This is a genomic window from Phenylobacterium montanum, from assembly GCF_018135625.1.
GTDB classification, from domain to species: Bacteria; Pseudomonadota; Alphaproteobacteria; order Caulobacterales; family Caulobacteraceae; genus Poindextera; species Poindextera montana.
In genome coordinates this window covers 2,056,384-2,074,408 of the sequence record NZ_CP073078.1, presented here as the reverse complement: position 1 = coordinate 2,074,408, position 18,025 = coordinate 2,056,384, and the positions used below count along the sequence as shown (strand labels likewise).

The 18,025-nt window shown below is 68.7% G+C and carries 18 protein-coding genes; 8 read left to right on the top strand and 10 right to left on the bottom strand.

Features of this window, described 5'->3' with window-relative positions:
- Positions 1-126 precede the first annotated feature (126 nt).
- From KCG34_RS09300 to KCG34_RS09290, 3 genes are all read right to left on the bottom strand, one after another.
- Positions 127-1,569 (bottom strand): flagellar hook protein FlgE, encoded by a 1,443-nt coding sequence (locus KCG34_RS09300; RefSeq protein WP_211940085.1) that lies wholly within the window; start codon positions 1,567-1,569, stop codon positions 127-129.
- 98 nt (positions 1,570-1,667) lie between these two features.
- The gene (locus tag KCG34_RS09295) at positions 1,668-2,363 is read right to left on the bottom strand and encodes a flagellar hook assembly protein FlgD (RefSeq protein ID WP_211940084.1); all 696 of its coding nucleotides are present in this window, start codon (positions 2,361-2,363) and stop codon (positions 1,668-1,670) included.
- A 13-nt stretch (positions 2,364-2,376) separates the two neighbouring features.
- On the bottom strand, positions 2,377-4,755 hold the full coding sequence (locus tag KCG34_RS09290; RefSeq protein ID WP_211940083.1) for a flagellar hook-length control protein FliK: 2,379 nt from the start codon (positions 4,753-4,755) through the stop codon (positions 2,377-2,379).
- Between the two features lie 402 nt (positions 4,756-5,157).
- Between KCG34_RS09290 and flgK the strand changes: the two genes are divergently transcribed.
- The 5 genes from flgK (at position 5,158) to KCG34_RS09265 (ending at position 10,384) form a co-directional block, all read left to right on the top strand.
- Complete coding sequence (flgK, locus tag KCG34_RS09285; protein ID WP_211940082.1) at positions 5,158-7,269, top strand: flagellar hook-associated protein FlgK; 2,112 nt, start codon at positions 5,158-5,160, stop codon at positions 7,267-7,269.
- A gap of 14 nt (positions 7,270-7,283) precedes the next feature.
- Positions 7,284-8,213 carry a flagellin gene (locus tag KCG34_RS09280; RefSeq protein WP_211940081.1) on the top strand — a complete coding sequence of 310 codons (930 nt, stop codon included), beginning with the start codon at positions 7,284-7,286 and terminating at the stop codon, positions 8,211-8,213.
- A gap of 70 nt (positions 8,214-8,283) precedes the next feature.
- Entirely contained in the window at positions 8,284-9,450 is a 1,167-nt protein-coding gene (gene mnmA / locus KCG34_RS09275; RefSeq protein ID WP_211940080.1) for a tRNA 2-thiouridine(34) synthase MnmA, read from the top strand.
- Positions 9,447-9,953 carry a hypothetical protein gene (locus tag KCG34_RS09270; protein WP_211940079.1) on the top strand — a complete coding sequence of 169 codons (507 nt, stop codon included), beginning with the start codon at positions 9,447-9,449 and terminating at the stop codon, positions 9,951-9,953. Before mnmA ends, KCG34_RS09270 begins: the two co-directional genes overlap by 4 nt.
- 98 nt (positions 9,954-10,051) lie before the next feature.
- Entirely contained in the window at positions 10,052-10,384 is a 333-nt protein-coding gene (locus KCG34_RS09265) for a hypothetical protein (RefSeq protein ID WP_211940078.1), read from the top strand.
- Positions 10,385-10,427: 43 nt separating this feature from the next.
- Here KCG34_RS09265 and KCG34_RS09260 read toward each other — a convergent pair whose 3' ends face one another.
- On the bottom strand, positions 10,428-10,931 hold the full coding sequence (locus tag KCG34_RS09260) for a winged helix-turn-helix transcriptional regulator (RefSeq protein WP_211940077.1): 504 nt from the start codon (positions 10,929-10,931) through the stop codon (positions 10,428-10,430).
- A gap of 117 nt (positions 10,932-11,048) precedes the next feature.
- Between KCG34_RS09260 and KCG34_RS09255 the strand changes: the two genes are divergently transcribed.
- The gene (locus tag KCG34_RS09255) at positions 11,049-12,242 is read left to right on the top strand and encodes an acetyl-CoA C-acyltransferase (protein WP_211940076.1); all 1,194 of its coding nucleotides are present in this window, start codon (positions 11,049-11,051) and stop codon (positions 12,240-12,242) included.
- A 4-nt stretch (positions 12,243-12,246) separates the two neighbouring features.
- Here the strand turns inward: KCG34_RS09255 and KCG34_RS09250 are convergent, their stop codons facing one another.
- Together KCG34_RS09250 and KCG34_RS09245 are read right to left on the bottom strand one after the other, a co-directional pair.
- A complete protein-coding gene (locus KCG34_RS09250; protein WP_211940075.1) occupies positions 12,247-12,423 on the bottom strand; it encodes a DUF4169 family protein in 177 nt (58 codons plus the stop codon).
- Positions 12,423-13,007: a glutathione S-transferase family protein gene (locus tag KCG34_RS09245; RefSeq protein ID WP_211940074.1), complete on the bottom strand. Its 585-nt coding sequence runs from the start codon at positions 13,005-13,007 to the stop codon at positions 12,423-12,425. The genes KCG34_RS09250 and KCG34_RS09245 overlap by 1 nt, the downstream gene beginning before the upstream one ends.
- Before the next feature lie 123 nt (positions 13,008-13,130).
- On the opposite strand from KCG34_RS09245, the gene KCG34_RS09240 reads away from it, so the two are divergent.
- Positions 13,131-13,367, top strand: a complete 237-nt coding sequence (locus tag KCG34_RS09240) for a DUF2171 domain-containing protein (RefSeq protein ID WP_211940073.1) — start codon at positions 13,131-13,133, stop codon at positions 13,365-13,367.
- A gap of 52 nt (positions 13,368-13,419) precedes the next feature.
- Here the strand turns inward: KCG34_RS09240 and fumC are convergent, their stop codons facing one another.
- From fumC to KCG34_RS09225, 3 genes are all read right to left on the bottom strand, one after another.
- Positions 13,420-14,811: a class II fumarate hydratase gene (gene fumC, locus KCG34_RS09235; RefSeq protein ID WP_211940072.1), complete on the bottom strand. Its 1,392-nt coding sequence runs from the start codon at positions 14,809-14,811 to the stop codon at positions 13,420-13,422.
- A gap of 81 nt (positions 14,812-14,892) precedes the next feature.
- The gene (locus KCG34_RS09230; RefSeq protein ID WP_211940071.1) at positions 14,893-15,234 is read right to left on the bottom strand and encodes a type II toxin-antitoxin system PemK/MazF family toxin; all 342 of its coding nucleotides are present in this window, start codon (positions 15,232-15,234) and stop codon (positions 14,893-14,895) included.
- Positions 15,231-15,446, bottom strand: a complete 216-nt coding sequence (locus tag KCG34_RS09225; protein ID WP_249138326.1) for an AbrB/MazE/SpoVT family DNA-binding domain-containing protein — start codon at positions 15,444-15,446, stop codon at positions 15,231-15,233. Before KCG34_RS09225 ends, KCG34_RS09230 begins: the two co-directional genes overlap by 4 nt.
- A gap of 97 nt (positions 15,447-15,543) precedes the next feature.
- Here KCG34_RS09225 and KCG34_RS09220 point away from each other — a divergent pair, with 97 nt between their 5' ends.
- Positions 15,544-15,897 (top strand): RusA family crossover junction endodeoxyribonuclease, encoded by a 354-nt coding sequence (locus tag KCG34_RS09220; RefSeq protein ID WP_211940069.1) that lies wholly within the window; start codon positions 15,544-15,546, stop codon positions 15,895-15,897.
- Here the strand turns inward: KCG34_RS09220 and KCG34_RS09215 are convergent, their stop codons facing one another.
- On the bottom strand, positions 15,898-18,021 hold the full coding sequence (locus tag KCG34_RS09215) for a serine hydrolase domain-containing protein (RefSeq protein WP_211940068.1): 2,124 nt from the start codon (positions 18,019-18,021) through the stop codon (positions 15,898-15,900).
- Positions 18,022-18,025 lie beyond the last annotated feature (4 nt).

Sequence of the window (18,025 nt, the reverse complement as noted above, 5' to 3'; positions counted from 1 at the left end):
TAGCGAAGCGGGCATAACGGCCGCTTAATCGCGATAGTAAAAATTCGACTAAGGTCCATGGCGCCAGGTTTCATTTAATGGTTCTCACCTCGTTAATTCACTATTCACGAGTGTTAAGAAGAGCTATTACCTGATGATCTGCAGCAAATCCTGAGTCATCTGATCCGCTGTGGTGATGATCTTTGACGAGGCCGAGTAGGCTCGCTGAGTAATGATCATGTTTGCGAACTCGGCCGACAGGTCGACTGTGGAAGACTCCAGCGCCGAGGACGAGATCGTGCCGGCCCCGCCAGTGCCTGGGGTCTTCAGGCTGTAGGCGCCGCTGGTGGTCGAGGAGACGTAGGCGTCGCCGCTGACCGAGGTCAGGCCGTCCACGTTAGGGAAGGTCGCCAGCGCCACCTGGCCGATCACGCGGTTGGTGCCGTTGGAGAAGGTGGCGGTGATGTCGCCGGTGGAGTTGATGGCCACCGAGCTCAGCTGGCCGAACGGGGTGCCGTCGGTGCTGATCGACTGCACGGCCGAGGAGCCGGAATACTGGGTCAGGCCGCTGGTGGCCACGCCAGGGCTGAGGCTGATGCTGAGCGGCTGGGGCGAAGTGACGCCCAGAGAGGCGGCCCAGGGGATATTGAGGGTCGGAGTCAGGCCGCCCGAGACCGGATTGCCCGAGCTGTCGGTCAGGTTGACGCTGGCGAGGCTGCCGTCGGAGTTGAAGGTGACTGTGCCAGCAGCGATCTGGCCTTGCGGATTGGCGCCCACGGCCGGGATATCGCTGGTCGGCACCGACTGGATCTCGGCGTACCAAGTGTTGGCGGTCGAGCTCTTCAGAAGGTCGATCTGGATGTTGTGCTGACCGCCCTCGGAGTCCGAGATCGGCACCTGGATGCTGAAGTCCGGCTGCACGCCGGTCCCTGTGGTCGCATCATAGGCGGTCATGCTGTTGCTGGCCGCGTTGTAGGCGGCCGCGGTCTGGGCCGCCGTAGCAGTGCCGGCGGTGACCAGGGCGGCGTCCTGGGCCTGGGTCGAGACGGCCTGGGCCGCGTTCATGTTGGCGTTGACCCCGGCCTTGGTCGAGGCCGACACCGCCCCGCCGATCGAGTCGACGTTGATCGGCTGCAGCGAGCTGAGGCTCGAGCTCTGGCTCTGGATCACACCCTGGGCGTTGGCCGGATAGGCCTGCAGGTAGAGACCGGCTGAGTTGCGCAGATAGCCCTCGGAGTCCGGCGTGAACGACCCTGCGCGGGTGAACAGCACCGCAGTGGTGGCGCCGATGGTGGTGGGCGTCTGGGTGGTGACGAACATGCCCTGGCCGGTGATGGCCAGGTCGGTCGGCGAGGCGGTCTGCTGGATCGCGCCCTGGGCGCTGACATATTGCTGGTTCACCGAGGAGACCCCACCGGCGGTGTAGGTGCCGGTGTTGTCGGACTGGGTGACCAGGTCCTCGAAGTTCACGCCGTTGCGCTTGTAGCCGACGGTGTTGACGTTGGCGATGTTGTCGGAGATGGCCGACAGGTCCGAGGAGTTGACGGAGAGGCCGGTGACGCCGGCCAACATGGCGCTGGTGAGGCTCATGATGTGGGTTCCTTGCTTGGTGGTTCTGCTGGGGCGGGGGAAGGCCGGCTTTGCGGCGCCGCCCCAGGCATTGGTTGATGGGGCTGGGTTCGAACTGACTAGCTTCCGGTGGTCGTGTTGCTGACCCCCGTGACGGTGCTGAGCGGCACTTGCACGCCGTTGATGGTGACCATGGTGACGCCATTGACCTGCTGGGCCGCGGTGACCTGGCCGGAGAGGCCGCCGGTGACCTTGACCGGCTGGCCCGAGGTGTCAGTGGCGGTGATCTTGATGGTGAAGGTCGAGCCGTTCGCCTCCTGGGTCCCGTTGGTGTCCTTGCCGTTCCACGTGAAGGTGTTGGCGCCGGCGTTGAGCGCGCTCAGCGGGCCGGTCCACACCACCGTGCCGCCGCTGTTGAGCACGCTGACCGTGCCCGACGCCGCGGGGGAGGAGAGGGTGTAGGGCCAGCTGACCTGGCCGCTGGTCAGGGTTCCCGAGCCGGAAGAGGCGGTGGCGGTCTTGCCGATCAGGCCGACCGCGTCGCTGAGGCCGCTGGACTGGTTGGCGGTGACCAGCTGTTGCAAGAGCTGGTTGGACAGGAGCTGCTGCTCGACCCCGGTCATCTGGGTCAGCTGCTGGGTGAACTGGTTGGTGTCCAGCGGCGACAGGGGGTCCTGGTTCTTCAGTTGGGTGGTCAGCAGGGTCAGGAAGGTCTGGTAGTTGCTCGCCAGCGAGTTCAGGCCGGAATTGATGTCGGCGTTGTTGGCCGCCCCCTGGGTCGTCGCGGCGGCGCTGTTGTTGATCGCGGTGGTCATCGAGTGTCCGGTCCTAGATCTTGATGTCGACGCCCGAGGTCGCGGCGCCCGAGCCCTGGATCAGGCTCTGGGTCGCGGCGGCCGTCTGGGCTTCTGTGGTGTCGTTGGCGGCTTGAGCGGCCGGGGCGTTCGAGCCCCCGCCCTGGAACTGGCTGTTCTGGCCGGCGAAGCCGGCGCCGGTTCCGTCCGAGCCGAAGCTGAGGCCCCCCTGGGCCAGGTTGAAGCCGGCCTGCTGCAGGGCGTTCTGCAGGTCGCCGGCGCGGCTCTGGGCCTCGGCGGCGGCGTGGGGGTTGGCGAAGGAGAGCTGGGCGCTGATCTGGCCGTTGGCGTCGATCGCCACCTTGACATTGACCTGGCCGAGCCCGGCCGGGTTCAGGGCGATGTCGAAGCTGGTCGACTTGCCGTCGACCTTGCGCACGACCTGGTCGGCGATCTGGCTGACGATGGCCGCGCCCTGGCCGGCGGCGCTATTGGCCGGGGCTTGGGTCGTGGGCGTGGCGCTGGCCAGGGCCTGGGGCACCGCGGTCGGGGCCTGCGGATCGGCGGCGGCGGCGGGCGCCGGGGGGGCCTTGGCTTCGGCCGGCTGGGCCGAAGCGGCGCGAGGCTCTGCGGCCTGGACGGTGGCCGCGGGCCGGCTCGTGGCGGTGGCGACTTCCGGCTGCGGCTGGGCGGTTTGGGCCGCCGGGCTGGCGGTGTTGGCCTGTGTGTTCGCCGCCGTCTGCGCGGTTGGCGCCTGCGCTTGGGCAGGCGTGGCGGCGGTTTGGGTCGTGGCCTGGGGTGCGGCCTCGGCGGCCGGGGCCGCGGGCTGGGCGGCTTGTGAATCGCTGGCGCTGGCCTGGGCCTGCAGCACCGTGCTCAGCGGGCTGGCGGACGTGGCGGCGGGCTGGGCCGAAGCGCGCGCCCCGCTGTTCGTGGGGGTGGCGCTCGTGCGCGCTGTCGTCGAAGCCGTCGCTTGCTGCGGCCGGGCCGGCGCAGGGGAGACGGTCTGGGCCGTCAGCGAGACCAGGGCGCCGAGGTCGGCTGGCAGGGGTTGGCTGGCGACGGCGGCCGGGGCCGACGATGCGGCGGAGGCGGTCGCCTGTGCCAGCGACGGAGAAACGGCGTCGGTCGGAGCGATGGCGGATTGCGTGACGGCGGGCGCCGCGGCGTCGGCCGGCTGCGGCGCGGCGGAGGCGACAGCCGCGACGACGGCCTGGGCGACGGATGCGGACGCCTGCGCCGAGGCCGGCTGGGCCGGGTTGGATGCAGTCGCGGTCTGGCTGGCCGGGGCGGCGGACGAGTTGGCCTGGACGGCCGAGTTGGCCTGGGCGGCCGACGGTGAAGCCGAGTTCTGATCGCCGGCGTTCGGCGTGGCCGTGGCCTGAGCCACATTGACCGGCGCGATGGTCGTCGCCGGAGCAGTTTGGGTCTGAGCAGTTTGGGTCGGAGCGGTCTGGGTCGGAGCGGTCTGGGTCGGCGCGGCTTGGGTCGGGCCGGCCGGCGCCGCTGCTGTGGCGATGGTCGCGATCGACGCCGTGGCGACGGGTTCGCTGCCGGCTTCGTCGTTCGTTTCGGCAGCCAGGGGCGCGAGGGGGGCGGCCGCCAGGTTGACGGGTGCAGTCAGTGCTGCGGCGGAAGCGGCGGCCGTGGCCGAGATCGCGGGCGCTGACTGAGTGTCGGTGGTCACGACCGTCGCGGCCGTCGCCGCCGTCGGCGTGGTGGCGATTGGAACAATGCTCGGCGCCGGCGTGGTCGCGAGCGGCGCGGTAGTGGGCATAGCAGCCTGAGCTGCGGACGGATCAGCGTCCGGGGCCTTGGCGGCCTTGACTGGCTTGCCGCTGGTCGTGGTCTGGCCGGTTGCAGCGTCCGTCCTGGCGGGCTGGGCGGCCGGCGCGGCGGCCAGCAGGGTCGCGGCCACGGTGACGGGCGCCGGCGTCGGGGTGCTGGCGGCGGCTTGGGGCGCCTGGGCCGTTGCGCTGGCCGGCGCAGAAGCGGCCTGGGTCAGCGCCGTCAATGAAATGGTGTTGGCGAGGCTCTGTAGCGGGGTAGAGCCGACCTGGGCGCTGGTCTCGTCCTGGCCGGCATCGCCCTGGCTCGCGCCCTGGACTGCGCCAGCAAGCGTGTTCCCAGCAAGCGTGTTCCCAGCGAGCGCGCTCCCAGCGAGCGTGTTTCCGGCAAGAGCGCTCCCTGTGAGAGCATTCCCGGCGAAAGCGCTTTGGGGCTGCGCCGTCGAAACCGGGGCGGCCACGGTGGCGTCGCTCGCGCCCAGGAGGCTGGCCAGGGCCTGATCGAAAGCGCTGGCTGCGCCGCCTGCGCCCGGCGCGCCCGTAAGATCGGCGAACAGGCCCGACGCGCCGCTGTTGGCGGCGGTGGGCGAGGCGCTGAGCTGGGCCAGGACGGCGGTGGCGGACATGAAGCGGACGCGGACCTTCTTGGGTGGGGCGCCTACTGCGCGGCAAGGTTCGGACCCTTCAAAGCAATCCCCAGGCCAAATGGTAAATTCGTATCTATCCATCTGAAAAATATAGAAAATTATTTTGGCTGGGCGCCCGTCCCGAGCCGCCGGCCCGGCGAAAACTGCCGAGCGATCCTAGGCAAGACCATCCGGGTAGGGCGGGTTCTGATCACCCGCGCCGATCACCGCCTCGAGGCTTGGCCCGGCTCTTGCGACCATTTTTGCGAACCGCCGGGCGCCTGGAAGGGAATGCCTTGAAATTCAATGCGTTATATTTTGCCGCCGCGTCTGAAGGCCGCTTTGCTGGGCAAATCTTGCCCGCTTGCGCGCCCATGATTGCCGGGTGGAGGCGCTGAGACTATGTCGACCCTGAACTCGATCACCCAGATCGCGACCCAAGGCCTCTATGTCGCCCAGACGGGCATCAACACCGTCTCGGACAACATCACCAACGTCAACACGCCCGGCTATGTCCGCAAGGTCATCAATCCCGAGCCGGTGTCGGTGGCGGGGGTGGGCGACGGCGTCAACAGCGCCGGCATCTCGCTGGCGACCAACATCTATCTGGACAACGCCAGCAACCGGGCTTCGGCCGACCTGGGCGATGCGTCGATCACGTCGACCTTCCTCAGCCAGGCGCAGTCCTTCCTGGGCGATCCCGGGGCCAGCACCGGTTTCTTCAACCAGCTCAACTCGGTGTTCAGCGCCTTCTCCGCCGCCGCCAACACGCCCAGCACCGTCTCGTCCACCGCAGCCGTCAACCAGGTGACCAGCTTCCTCAACCAGGCGCAGTCGGTGGCCAGCTCGCTGAATCAGCTGTCGTCGCAGGCCGACAACCAGATCGGCTCGGACGTCACCCAGGTGAACCAGCTGCTGGGCCAGATCAGCCAGCTGAACAATTCGATCGTCCAGTCCACATCGGAGGGCGCCGATCCCACCGACGCGCAGAACGCCCAGAACAACCTTCTGAACCAGCTGTCCTCGCTGATGGACGTCAAGATCGCCCGCACCTCCACCGGCGGCGTGGGGCTTTCGACTTCCAGCGGCCAGATCCTGGTCAGCCAGGCGGGGGCCGCCACGCTCTCCTATACGCCGGCGACCAGCGGCGCGACCCAGGTCTCAATCACCCAGCCCGGAACCGGCGTCGCGCCGGTCTCCCTGCAGGTGCAGAGCGGCGAGATCCAGGGCCTCCTGACCCTGCGCAACAGCACCCTGCCGGCGGTGCAGGACCAGGTCAGCGAGTTCGTCACCCAGACGGTCAACGCCCTCAACGCGGCGCACAACGCCTCGACCTCGGTGCCCGCGCCCAATACCCTGACCGGCTCCAATGTCGGCACCGACATCCAGACCGCGCTCAGCGGTTTCACCGGCACGACCAACATCGCCGTGGTCAATTCCTCGGGCGTGATCCAGACCCAGGCCAGCATCGACTTCACCGCCGGCACCATCACCGTGGGCGGGGTGGCGACCGCCTTCACGCCGTCCAACTTCGCCGCCCAGCTCAACAGCGCGCTCGGCGGCGCGGCGACGGTCAATGTGGTCAACAACGGCCTGACGATCAGCGCCGCTTCCTCCAGCAACGGCATCGCCATCGCCGACGACCCGACCACCCCGTCGAACAAGGGCGGCGAGGGCTTCAGCCAGTATTTCGGGCTGAACAACCTGATCAATTCCTCGATCCCGACCAACTACAACACCGGCCTGCAGCCGGCCGACGCCAACGGCTTCAACGCCGGCGGGGTGATCACCCTGCGCCTGAGTAACGGCAGCGGCGGCCAGATCATGGACGTGCCGGTGACCATTCCGGCCGGCGGCACGATTCAGAACGTGCTCGACACCATGAATCAGACCACCGGCGGGGTCGGGCTCTACGGCCAATTCAGCCTGGACGCCAACGGCCAGCTCAGCTTCACCTCCAACACCCCCGGCGCCGCATCGGTGTCGGTGGTCAGCGACAACACCCAATGGGGCGCCAGCGGCTCCTCGCTCAGCCAGATCTTCGGCCTGGGCGCCGCCCAGCGGGCCCAGCGCACGGCCAGCTTCTCGGTGCGCTCCGACATCGCCGCCAACCCGACCAACATCTCTTTCGCCCACCTGAACCTCAGCGCCGCGGCCGGAACCGCCGCGCTCAGCGCCGGCGACACCAGCGGCGCCTTGGCCCTGGCCAACGCGGGCAGCATCCAGCTGAGCTTCGGCGCCGCCGGCGGCATGGGCGCGGCCACCACCACCGTCAGCCAGTACGCCGCCCAGCTCGCCGGCGCCCTCGGTAACCAGGCCTCCGCCGCCAGCACCGCCCAGACCAACGCCCAGGCCGTGCAGACCGAGGCCCAGTCGCGCCAGCAGTCGATCGAGGGCGTCAATCTCGACCAGGAACTGGTGAACCTGACCACCTATCAGCAGGCCTACAGCGCGTCCGCGCGGCTCATCACCGCGACCTCGGACATGTTTACGGCTCTGATGAACATCCAGTGATAGGACTCTAGACTATGGATCGCGTCTCCACGGCCACGCTCTACAGCTCACTCGTCGGCAACCTGATGACCGCCCAGTCGAACCAGGTCTCGGCGGCGAACCAGGTCGCCAGCGGCAAGGTCGCCACCGACCTGCAGGGCTTCGGCTCCCAGGCCCAGACCCTGACCGCCATGCAGACGGTCCAGGCCCAGACCCAGAGCTTTCTCGACCAGGGCAACGCCATCTCGGCCAAGCTGACCAGCCAGGACACGGCCTTCACCCAGATATCCAACTCGATGAACGACGCCAGCAGCGCCATCTCCAGCGCGCTCGCCACCGGCTCCGGCTCCAACATCATGCAGTCGCTGGAGACGGCCTTCCAGGGCGTGGTCGCAGGGCTGAACACGACCTTCAACGGCCAGTACATCTTCTCCGGCGGCCAGGTGAACAGCCCCGCCACCAGCGCCACCTCGCTCGCCAGCCTGACCAGCGCGCCCTCGGTCGGCAGCCTGTTCAACAACGACCAGTACGTGGCCTCAAACCAGATCTCTCAGAACAGCACCATCCAGACCGGTTTCCTGGCTAGCAATGTCGGCACGGCGGCCTACAACGCCTTCCAGTCGATCGAGAGCTACGTCCAGACCAATGGGCCGTTCACCTCGCCCCTGACCACCGCCCAGACCAGCTTCCTGCAAAGCACCCTGTCCACCTTCCAGTCCGCGGCCCAGGGCGTGACCACGGTTCAGGCTCAGAACGGGCTGTTGCAGACCGAAGTGACCAACACCCAGACCGACCTGACCGACCAGAGCACCACCATGCAGAGCCTGATCGGCAACATCACCGACGCCGACATGGCCAAGGCCTCGACCAACCTGCAGCAGGCCCAGCTGGCCCTGCAGGCCTCGGCCAAGGTGATCGCCTCGCTGCAGTCGGACTCGCTGGTCACGCTCCTACCGGTGCACTAGCGGCCGCCTATCGCAATCGGCGGGTCCAATCGCTAAATAGGCGGCTCCCGATCGCCAGGACGCCGTTTCGATGCCGCTAGACCTTGCCGAACCCGACGCCGTGGAGGCGGCCGCCCGCGCGGTCGGCCTGCCACAGGGCGCGCGCGTGGTGGTGGCCATGTCGGGTGGGGTCGATTCCACCGTCACCGCTGCTCTTTTGAAGCGCGCCGGCTACGACACTGTCGGCGTCACCCTGCAGCTCTACGACCACGGAGCCGCGATCCAGAAGAAGGGCGCCTGCTGCGCCGGCCAAGACATCTACGACGCCCGCATGGCGGCCGAGACCATCGGCATGCCGCACTATGTGCTCGACTATGAGAGCCGTTTCCGCGAGGCGGTGATCGAGGAGTTCGCCGACGCCTATCTGCGCGGCGAGACCCCGATCCCCTGCGTGCGCTGCAACCAGACGGTCAAGTTCCACGACCTTCTGCAGACCGCCCGCGACCTGGGCGCCGAGGCCATGGCCACCGGCCACTATGTGCGCCGCGAAGCCGCCACTGGCCGGGCGCAGCTGCATCGGGCGGTCGATCCGGCCCGCGACCAGTCCTATTTCCTGTTCGCCACCACGGCCGAGCAGCTCGATTTCGTGCGTTTCCCGCTCGGCGGGCTGGAAAAGCCGGCGGTGCGGCGGGTGGCGGCCGAGCTCGGCCTTTCGGTCGCCGACAAGCCGGACAGCCAGGACATCTGCTTCGTGCCGGAGGGCAAATACACCACCGTCATCGACCGCCTGCGCCCGCACGGGGCCGAGCCGGGCGAGATCGTGCACCTGGACGGCCGCGTGCTCGGTCGGCACGAGGGCGTGACCCGCTATACCGTGGGCCAGCGCCGCGGTCTGAACGTCGCCGTGGGCGATCCCCTGTTCGTGGTGAAGATCGACGCCGACGCGCGCCAGGTGATCGTCGGCCCGCGCGAGGCCCTACTGACCCGCGCCCTCTCCATGAAGGATACCAATTGGCTTGGCGACCAGCCTAGCCTGGCGGCCGCGGCGACGGAAGGCCAGCCGGTGCTCGCCCGCGTTCGCTCGACGCGCGAGCCGGTGCTCGGCCGCCTGGCGGTCGAGGCCGGCGAGCCGGCGGTGGTGTTCGACAATCCGGAAGAGGGCGTCGCCCGGGGCCAGGCCTGCGTGCTCTACGACCCGGCCGAGCCATCCCGCGTCCTTGGCGGCGGCTTCATCGCCGAGACCCAGCGCGCGCAATGATGGCGTTCGACGGCTGGCAGGGCTTCTATCAGGTGACGGCGGAGGCGGCCGCGACCCTGACCGGGCTGTTGTTCATCGTCGTCACGCTGACCGCGGGCCGTCAGACGGCGGCCACCAACAACGGCGCGCGCCTGTTCACCAGCCCCACCGTGTTTCACCTGGCTTCGGTCCTGGCCGTCAGCGCCCTGGCCCTGGTTCCGCGGGAGGAGGGCACGGCGCCGGGGCTGGTCATGACCGCCTGGTCGGCCTGGGGCTTCATCTACACCGCCGCGGTCGCCGTGAAGATGGCGCGGCTGGAGAACACCAGTCACTGGTCGGACTTCTGGTGGTACGGCTTCGGCCCCGCGGCGACCTTCGCCGCCCTGGCCGCGGCCAGCGTGGCCTGCCTGTTGGGCTATGCCCACGCCGCCTTTGGCCTGTCGCTTGGGCTCCTGGCTGCGCTGATGGTGGCGATCCGCAACGCCTGGGACCTGGCGACCTGGCTGGCGGTGCGGCGGGATTGAGCTGGACAGCAACCGGCTGACGCCGGAGGCGGGCGGCCCTAGCGGTGATTGATTTGCGACGCCTTCATGAGGGCCACTCGGCGGAGTAGGTTGCAGAGATGGAAATCGAATTCATTCAGCCGTGGAGGGAGCTGTCGGCCGGTACGGAAGCGACGAGCTTGCAGCGGCGTCTGGAGTTCGAAGTCACGCCGCTACATGCGCTTTGGGAAAAGGGGATCCGTGTCGTCGGCAGAAATGACGCAAACGATGACATCGTCGTCGCGATGTCTGGCGGCGGGTTCGCTATTGTCCACCTCGTCTGGGGGGAGTCTCCAGGGGACGCGCTCTGGCCCGCCAGTCGGCGCTTTTCATCGGCGGACGAGATATCTCAGGCCATGAGGGAATGGTCGCGAGAGGCCGGCTACCTGAATGAGGAATGGAAGCTCGACTGACGGGCGCCGTCCGCTTCGTCAAACTGTCCCACAAGCGGGGCCCTCACTCCGCCCCGGCCGGCTCCTTCGCCCCGCCCAGCACCTCGCCCACCGTGGCGCAGGTGTGCCCGTCAGCCCGCGCCAGGTCGCCGGCGCTCGCCGGTTCCCCGCAGGCCTGGCAGACGATGGCAGGGACGAAGGCCTCGCCGCAGCCCTTGTGCACGTAGTGCACCGGCCCGCCGCGGTCGCCATAGACGTGGCGATCGCCCCAGGCGCCCATGGTGACCAAGACGCCCCAGAGGTCGCGGCCCTTGGGCGTCAGCACATATTCGCAGCGCGGGGGGTGCTCGCTGTAGGGTCGCCGCTCCAGCACCCCGTGGCCGACCAGGCTCTTCAGCCGCGCGGCCAGGACGTTGCGGGCCACGCCCAGGTTCTCCTGCCACTGCTCGAAGCGGCGGACCCCGGCGAAGGCGTCGCGCAGGATGAGCAGGGTCCAGGGATCGCCCACGACCTCCAGCGTCGCGGCGACGGAACAGACCTGGTGCGAATAGTCGGCGGTGCGGCCCATGGGAGGGAAAGTGCTTGAGCCGTGGACGGATGACAAGCCGCATTGCCGTTGCGGCGGCGCCTTCCCACCTGAGAATTCTCTGCTAACGCAGCGCGAAAGCCCTTGATGGAGCGTTCCATGCCCGCCCAAGCCGCCGATCCCGTCGTCATCGCCTCCTATGCCCGCACCCCTATGGGCGGCTTCCAGGGGAGCCTGGGCGCGGTCAAGGCGACCGAGCTTGGCGCAGCGGCGGTCAAGGCGGCGGTGGAGAGGGCCGGCGTCTCGCCCGAGACGGTGGAACAGATCCTGATGGGCTGCGTCCTGCCGGCCGGCCTCGGCCAGGCCCCGGCGCGTCAGGCGGCCCTGGGCGCAGGTCTGCCCCTGTCGGTCGAGGCGACCACGGTCAACAAGATGTGCGGCTCTGGCATGCAGGCGGCCATCCTGGCCCACGATGCGCTCGCGGCCGGAAGCATCGATGTGGTCATCGCTGGCGGCATGGAGAGCATGTCCAACGCGCCCTACCTGTTGGCTAAGCACCGCGGCGGCGCCCGCATCGGCCACGACGTGGTCAGCGACAGCATGTACCTGGATGGGCTGGAGGACGCCTATACCCCCGGCAAGCTCATGGGCGCCTTCGCCGAGGACAGCGCCCGCCACTACCAGTTCACCCGCGAGGCCATGGACGCCTATGCCATCGAGAGCCTGGCCCGCGCCCGCAAGGCGACGGAGAGCGGCGCCTTTTCCCGCGAGATCGTCGCGGTCGAGGTCAAGGGCCGCAAGGGAACCGAGACCGTTGGTCAGGACGAACAGCCGCTGAAGGCCGATCCGGCAAAGATCCCGACGCTGAAGCCGGCCTTCGCCAAGGATGGGGCGATCACCGCGGCCAATTCCTCCTCGATTTCCGATGGGGCCGCGGCCCTGGTGCTGACCCGCGCCTCGGTGGCCGAGCGCCTGGGCCTGAGCCCTGTGGCCCGTATCGCCGCCCACGCCGCGCACGCGCATGAGCCCGGCCTCTTCACCACCGCCCCGGTCCCGGCGATGCAGAAGGCGCTGAAGCGCGCCGGCTGGTCGGTGGACGAGGTGGACCTGTTCGAGGTCAACGAGGCCTTCGCCGTGGTCGCGATGATCGCCATGCAGGAGCTGGCCCTGCCGCACGAGAAGGTCAATGTGAACGGCGGCGCCTGCGCCCTCGGCCACCCGATCGGCGCCTCGGGCGCGCGCATCCTGGCTACGCTGTTGGCCGCCCTCCAGGCCCGTGGCGGCAGGAAGGGCCTGGCCAGCCTCTGCATCGGCGGCGGAGAGGCGACCGCCGTAGCGGTGGAGCTGCTCTAAGGGCTCACGTCTCGCGCTTGGTGTCGTCCAGGAGCTTGGCGAGGCGGGCGGCCTCGGCCTTGTCGCGATCCTTCTCGGCCTTGGTGCGGCCGAACTTGGCCCGGTTGGTCTCGGCCTTGGCGCCGGCCTCGGCCTTGGCGCGGGCCTTGCGGGCGCGGTTCAGGTTGATGATCTCGGCCATCACGGCGCGTCCTTGGTTTGGGCCCGCTGGTAGGCCGGGCGTGAGACGATGCGCGCGAGATAGGCGTCGACCGCCGGCCCCTTGGGCGACAGCTCGCGGCTGAAAAAGAACATGCTGGCGACCAGCACGTCCGCAGCGCTGAATTGGTCGCCCAGCACATAGGGGCCGGCCTCCAGCGCCTGCAGCACGCGGCGCTCGACGCTGGCGTATTCGGTGGCGGCCAGGGCGTCGGTCTCGGTGCGGCCATGCCATTTTGCGGCGATAGCCGGCTCGATCACCCCGGCATAGAACGCTAGCCAGGTCAAGAATGCGCCGCGGCCGGGCTCGCCGACGGCTGGCCCGACCTTGGCGGGGAAAGCATCAGCCAGATAGAGGGCGATCGCCGCGGATTCGGTCACGAGTTCGCCGTCGTGGACCAGGGCCGGGACCCGCTTGTCGGGGTGCGGATTGCGCGGGTCCGGCTCGCCCGAGCCGTCGCCGCGGCGGATCGAGACATAGGCGATCTCGTAGGGCTCGGCGATCTCTTCCAGCAGCCAGATGAAACGGGATGACCGCGATCGCGGAGCATGGAACAGAGTCAGCACGTCGATGCTCCTCGTTGCGGAGGCGGCCTCGCCCCACCCTGCAGGGGAAACTTCCGAGACGCAAAAGGGTTCTTATCAAGGGCAGGTTCGGCTGGGGCCAATTCCAAACCGGGAGACAGACCCATGATCGACGGCACGCAGATCAAGGAACACATGGAGGTGGTCAGCCGCGACGGCCACCACGTCGGCCGCGTGGACCACGTGAAGGGCAACGAGATCGAACTGGCCAAGTTCGACTTCGGCGCCGGCCTCAAGCACCACCTGATCCCGATGAGCTGGGTCGAGGACGTGCGCGAGAATGAGGTGCGGATCAACCGCACCGCGGACGACGCCAAGAGCCAGTGGCGCGAGGTTCACTAACCTCGAGAGCTTGTCCCCCTCGATCGCTGTGCGTCGAGGGGGAGAGGCTTTCTCAGCCCGGCGAGATCATTTTTTCCGGGCGGACGATGGCGTCGAACTCTTCGTTGGTGACATAGCCGCCGCCCACGGCTTCCTCGCGCAGGGTGGTGCCGTTCTTGTGTGCGGTCTTGGCGATCTTGGCCGCGGCGTCGTAGCCGATCTTGGGCGCGAGGGCCGTCACCAGCATCAGCGAACGCTCCAGCGCCGCCTGGATGTTGTCGCGGCGAGCTTCGATGCCCACGACGCAATGGTCGGTGAAGCTGACCGCCGCGTCGGCGAGCAGACGCACCGACTGCAGGAAGTTGTAGGCCATCACCGGGTTGAACACGTTCAGCTCGAAATGACCCGAGGCGCCGGCCACGGTCATGGTGGTCTGGTTACCCATCACCTGGGCGCAGACCATGGTCAGGGCCTCGCACTGGGTCGGGTTGACCTTGCCCGGCATGATCGAGGAGCCCGGCTCGTTCTCCGGCAGGGACAGCTCGCCCAGGCCCGAGCGGGGACCGCTGCCGAGGAAGCGGATGTCGTTGGCGATCTTGAACAGGGCGGCGGCGGCGGCGTTGATCGCGCCATGGCCGAACACCAGGGCGTCGTGGGCGGCCAGGGCCTCGAACTTGTTGGGCGCGGTGACAAACGCGATGCCGGTGATGGCGGCGATCCGCTCGGCGACCTTTTCCGCAAAGCCGACCGGCGCATTCAGGCCGGTGCCGACCGCAGTGCCGCCCTGGGCCAGCTCACAGATGCCGGGCAGGGTGGCCTCGATGCGCTTGATCGAGCTGGCCACCTGGGCGGCGTAGCCGGAGAATTCCTGGCCGAGGGTCAGCGGGGTCGCATCCTGGGTGTGGGTGCGGCCGATCTTGATGATGTCCTTGAACTCTTCCTGCTTGCGCACGAGGGCCGCGTGCAGGTGATGCAGGGCGGGCAGCAGGTCGTGGACCACCTGTTCGGCGGCGGCCACGTGCATGGCCGTCGGATAGGTGTCGTTCGACGACTGGCTCATATTGACGTGGTCGTTGGGGTGGACGGGCTTCTTCGAGCCCATCTCGCCGCCCAGCATCTCGATGGCGCGGTTCGAGATCACCTCGTTGGCGTTCATGTTCGACTGGGTGCCCGAGCCGGTCTGCCAGACCACCAGGGGGAAGTGGTCGTCCAGCTTGCCGTCGATCACTTCCTGGGCCGCGGCGACGATGGTCTCCGCGATCTTCGGATCGAGCTTGCCCAGGGCCAGGTTGGTCTCGGCCGCGGCGCGCTTGACGATGCCCAGGGCGCGGACCACCGGCTTGGGCTGCTTCTCCCAGCCGATCTTGAAATTGCCCAGCGAGCGTTGCGACTGGGCGCCCCAGTAGCGGGTGGCGTCCACCTCGATCGGGCCGAAGGTGTCGGTTTCGGTGCGGGTGGCGGCCATGCTGCAGTCTCCGGCGCTATCTGAACGGCCGGCGGTTTAGCATGGGCGCCCGCCCGATCAAGGCGGAGACCTGACGGAAGTTCAGGAAAACCCGGCGGCGGCTCGCAAGGCCACCCGGGCGCCGGCGCGGTCGGTCTCGCTGAGCGAACCCAGGCGGCGCTTGATCTTGCCTACCGCCAGGGTGGCCAGCTTGGAGGCGCGCACCACCGAGGTGGCCGGCAGGCCGGCGGCCCGCTGGTCGTTGATCGGGATGTCGCCGAAGCGGCGAGCGTGGTCTGGGGTGGTGATCATGGCCACCCAGACGAGGCCCGTGGCCTTCTCGAACTCGGGATTGGAGACGATCAGGGCTGGGCGCCGTTTGGCGCTGGCGCCCTCGCCGAAGGCCACGGCGACGACGTCGAAGGGGCGATACTGCGCGCTCATAGATCGGCCCAGGCCTCGTCGTCGGCGCCGGAGGTCCATTCCGAGAAGGCCGACAGCGCGTCGTCGTCGTTGGCGGGCGGCAGCTTGTCGATGACGATGCCGGCGTCGGTGTGGCGATAGCGGACCACATCGCCCGGCTTCAGGTCCAGCTGAGCCCGGATCTCGCGCGGGATGACGGTCTGAGCCTTCGAGGTTAGTTTGGAAAGCAACACGGCCAAGGAGCGCCTCCGAGTTGTCTTACATTCTTACTGTCATTTCGCCGTTAATCATGAAGGGCTTGACGAGTCCAGCGAAGCGGCGAATCGCGCTGTGAGCGAGGTGTGGACCGGCTGTGGAAAAGTCCGCGCGCGTGAGGAGGGCGGAAAGCTCGAGCTGGTGGTCGATGGCCTGACCACCCAGGCCAAGTACTACAAGCCCCTGATCTACGAATTCTTCCGTAAGGAGTGGCGCGGATCGCGCCCCGCCTGGGGCGATTTCGCGGTCGAGATCGACATGGAGCACGTGGGCGACCCGCCCTGGCTGGACCTGGACAACCTGGCCAAGGCGATCCTGGACTCCATCAAGGGCTATGCCTTCCACGACGACAGCCAGGTGGCCCGGCTGCTGGTCCAGCGCCTCGCGGGCGAGCGCGAGCGGATCACAGTGCGTGTGGAAAAGCTGTAGTTACCGGCTCCAGGGCTCCAGCGCGCCCCAGAAGCCCAGCACCACAGAGAAGGCGACGAACAGCAGGGTTGTGAAGGTGAAGGCCAGCTTGCGGCCGGCCGACCAGCTGTCCAGCCGCCGCCCGCCACGCCAGACCCACGGCAGCATGATCACCGTCACCAGGGTCATCACCGTCGCCACCAGGGCGCTGGCCGAGGCGATCAGGAGGAACGGCCCCGGCCAGTGCAGCATCAGGGACGCATGGTCGGGCGCGCGGAAACGCCAGGCGGCGGCGTTGACGAACATCACCAGCCACAGGGTGGCGATGGAGGCCTGCAAGAGGTGCGCGCGGCCCTGGCTGGTGGTCTGGCGGAACTCGCGCGGGTCACGCAGGAACTGGCCGGCCAGGGTTGCAGCCGAGGCGGCGAAGGTCAGGAAGGCCAGGATCGCCAGGGTCGGCGCCTGCATCAGGGGACCGACCCGGTCATAGGCGCCGCCGCCGTCCGGCTCGAACCAGCGCACGGCGCGGCCGCCCTCGGTCTGAAAGGCGCTGATCTCGGTTCCCTCGAGGGCCTGGAATCGGCCGCTGTCGCCCTGCGGGGCCCAGGCCTGGGTCTCGCCGTCGCGGGTGGTCAGGAGATGGCCGTCGGCCGTCACCGACGCTTTCATTTCGTTGGACAGCATGGCGGCGAACTTGCCGAGGCCGCCATAGGGGCGGCGGTTGCTGAGATAGGTTCCGGCATAGGCGCGGGCGTCGTCGGCCAGGGCCTGCGAGCCGGGCGCCGGCTCGGCCGTCGGCGGCCCATAGAAATGGCCGACGATCAGGCCGGGCAGTTGGCGGGTCAGGCGGCCCGCGGTGTCGGTGTTGCCGACGACGAACACACCGAGCCTGAGGTCGGGGACGGTGACCATGGCGCTCTCGAACCACAGCGTATCCCCGCGGTGGCCGAGGCCGCGGAAGCCGGGCAGCGAGAATTCCTGGAAGCCGTCGTCCCAGCCCGCGACCCCAGGAGAGGATGTCTGCAGGGTCGTGCGGAAGCCCTTGGCCGTGTCGGGGCCGTAGACCGTGACCCCGTCCAGCTGGCCGTCGTTTAGGATCATCAGCATGTAGCGCGCCATGTCGCCTGCGGTGGACGAGGCGCTGGCGGCCGGCGCGGCCTGGCTGAGATATTCGGTGGCCTGGCGCTCGAACCGGCCTTCGTTCCACCGGTAGCCGGGTGAAAGGTCCCCCGCGAGGGCGTTCGACATCGGCGCGGGCAGGTCGGGGCGAGCGGGGTAGGGCTCGCGGAAGGTGGTGTGGTTCATGCCCAGGGGGCGGAAGATCTCGGCCTCGGCAACATCCGCGAACGGCCGGTTCTCGACGTAGGACACCGCCTCGCCGGCCAGGGCGGCGCCATAGTTGGAATAGACCGGCATGGCCCCGGCCTCGCGCACCCGCCGCGGCCGCTCCTGGCGCAGGTATTCGAACAGGGGCCGCACCTGGGCCGGGTCCTCCTCCACCAGCTGGCCCAGCGAGCGGTCCTCGAACCCGGCCGAGTGGCTCATCAGGTCGCGGACCATGATGTCGCGCTTGAAGCCCTGGTCCGGCGCCTTCAGCTTTTCCGGCAGGAACAGGTTCACCGGCGCGTTCAGGCGGATGCGGCCGGCCTCGACATCCTTCATCACCGTGATCCAGGTGAAGGTCTTGGACACCGAAGCCAGGCGGAACAGGGTCTGGTCGGGATCGACGCGGCGGCCGGGACCGGCGAAGCCGTAGCCCTTTTTCATGGCCACCTGGCCGTCCTGCACCACTGCGACCGAGACGCCGGCGATGTGATCGCGGGCCATGGCCTCGCCGACCACGCCATCGACGAAGGCCTCCAGCTGCGCCTGGGCGATCGGCTGACCGGGGGTCAGTTTTTGTCCAGGCCCTGGCTCAGGCGCCGGCGGCGCCGCTGGGCGGAAGGCCGGCTCGCGGGGCCGGGTCTCCAGCGCGCGCGCAACGACGGCGGCCGGAGCGCCGGAATAGGCCCTGCCGGGCGTGGCCGGCGCCGGAGGGGGCGCCGGTGCGGCGGGCGATGGGGTCTGGGCGCCGCTCACCGCTTTGATCGTCAGGACGCCGGCGCCCAGGGCGAGGGCCAGGGCGAGGCGGACGACAGGACGCATGGAG

Excerpts from the sequence above, each read along its gene's own strand:
- KCG34_RS09250 (WP_211940075.1), bottom strand. The coding sequence starts at position 12,423 with ATGGCCGAGATCATCAACCTGAACCGCGCCCGCAAGGCCCGCGCCAAG.
- flgK (WP_211940082.1), top strand. The coding sequence starts at position 5,158 with ATGTCGACCCTGAACTCGATCACCCAGATCGCGACCCAAGGCCTCTAT.
- mnmA (WP_211940080.1), top strand. The coding sequence starts at position 8,284 with ATGCCGCTAGACCTTGCCGAACCCGACGCCGTGGAGGCGGCCGCCCGC.
- KCG34_RS09265 (WP_211940078.1), top strand. The coding sequence starts at position 10,052 with ATGGAAATCGAATTCATTCAGCCGTGGAGGGAGCTGTCGGCCGGTACG.
- KCG34_RS09290 (WP_211940083.1), bottom strand. The coding sequence starts at position 4,755 with ATGTCCGCCACCGCCGTCCTGGCCCAGCTCAGCGCCTCGCCCACCGCC.
- KCG34_RS09270 (WP_211940079.1), top strand. The coding sequence starts at position 9,447 with ATGATGGCGTTCGACGGCTGGCAGGGCTTCTATCAGGTGACGGCGGAG.
- KCG34_RS09260 (WP_211940077.1), bottom strand. The coding sequence starts at position 10,931 with ATGGGCCGCACCGCCGACTATTCGCACCAGGTCTGTTCCGTCGCCGCG.
- KCG34_RS09280 (WP_211940081.1), top strand. The coding sequence starts at position 7,284 with ATGGATCGCGTCTCCACGGCCACGCTCTACAGCTCACTCGTCGGCAAC.
- KCG34_RS09230 (WP_211940071.1), bottom strand. The coding sequence starts at position 15,234 with ATGAGCGCGCAGTATCGCCCCTTCGACGTCGTCGCCGTGGCCTTCGGC.
- fumC (WP_211940072.1), bottom strand. The coding sequence starts at position 14,811 with ATGGCCGCCACCCGCACCGAAACCGACACCTTCGGCCCGATCGAGGTG.
- KCG34_RS09255 (WP_211940076.1), top strand. The coding sequence starts at position 11,049 with ATGCCCGCCCAAGCCGCCGATCCCGTCGTCATCGCCTCCTATGCCCGC.
- KCG34_RS09215 (WP_211940068.1), bottom strand. The coding sequence starts at position 18,021 with ATGCGTCCTGTCGTCCGCCTCGCCCTGGCCCTCGCCCTGGGCGCCGGC.
- KCG34_RS09300 (WP_211940085.1), bottom strand. The coding sequence starts at position 1,569 with ATGAGCCTCACCAGCGCCATGTTGGCCGGCGTCACCGGCCTCTCCGTC.
- KCG34_RS09295 (WP_211940084.1), bottom strand. The coding sequence starts at position 2,363 with ATGACCACCGCGATCAACAACAGCGCCGCCGCGACGACCCAGGGGGCG.
- KCG34_RS09240 (WP_211940073.1), top strand. The coding sequence starts at position 13,131 with ATGATCGACGGCACGCAGATCAAGGAACACATGGAGGTGGTCAGCCGC.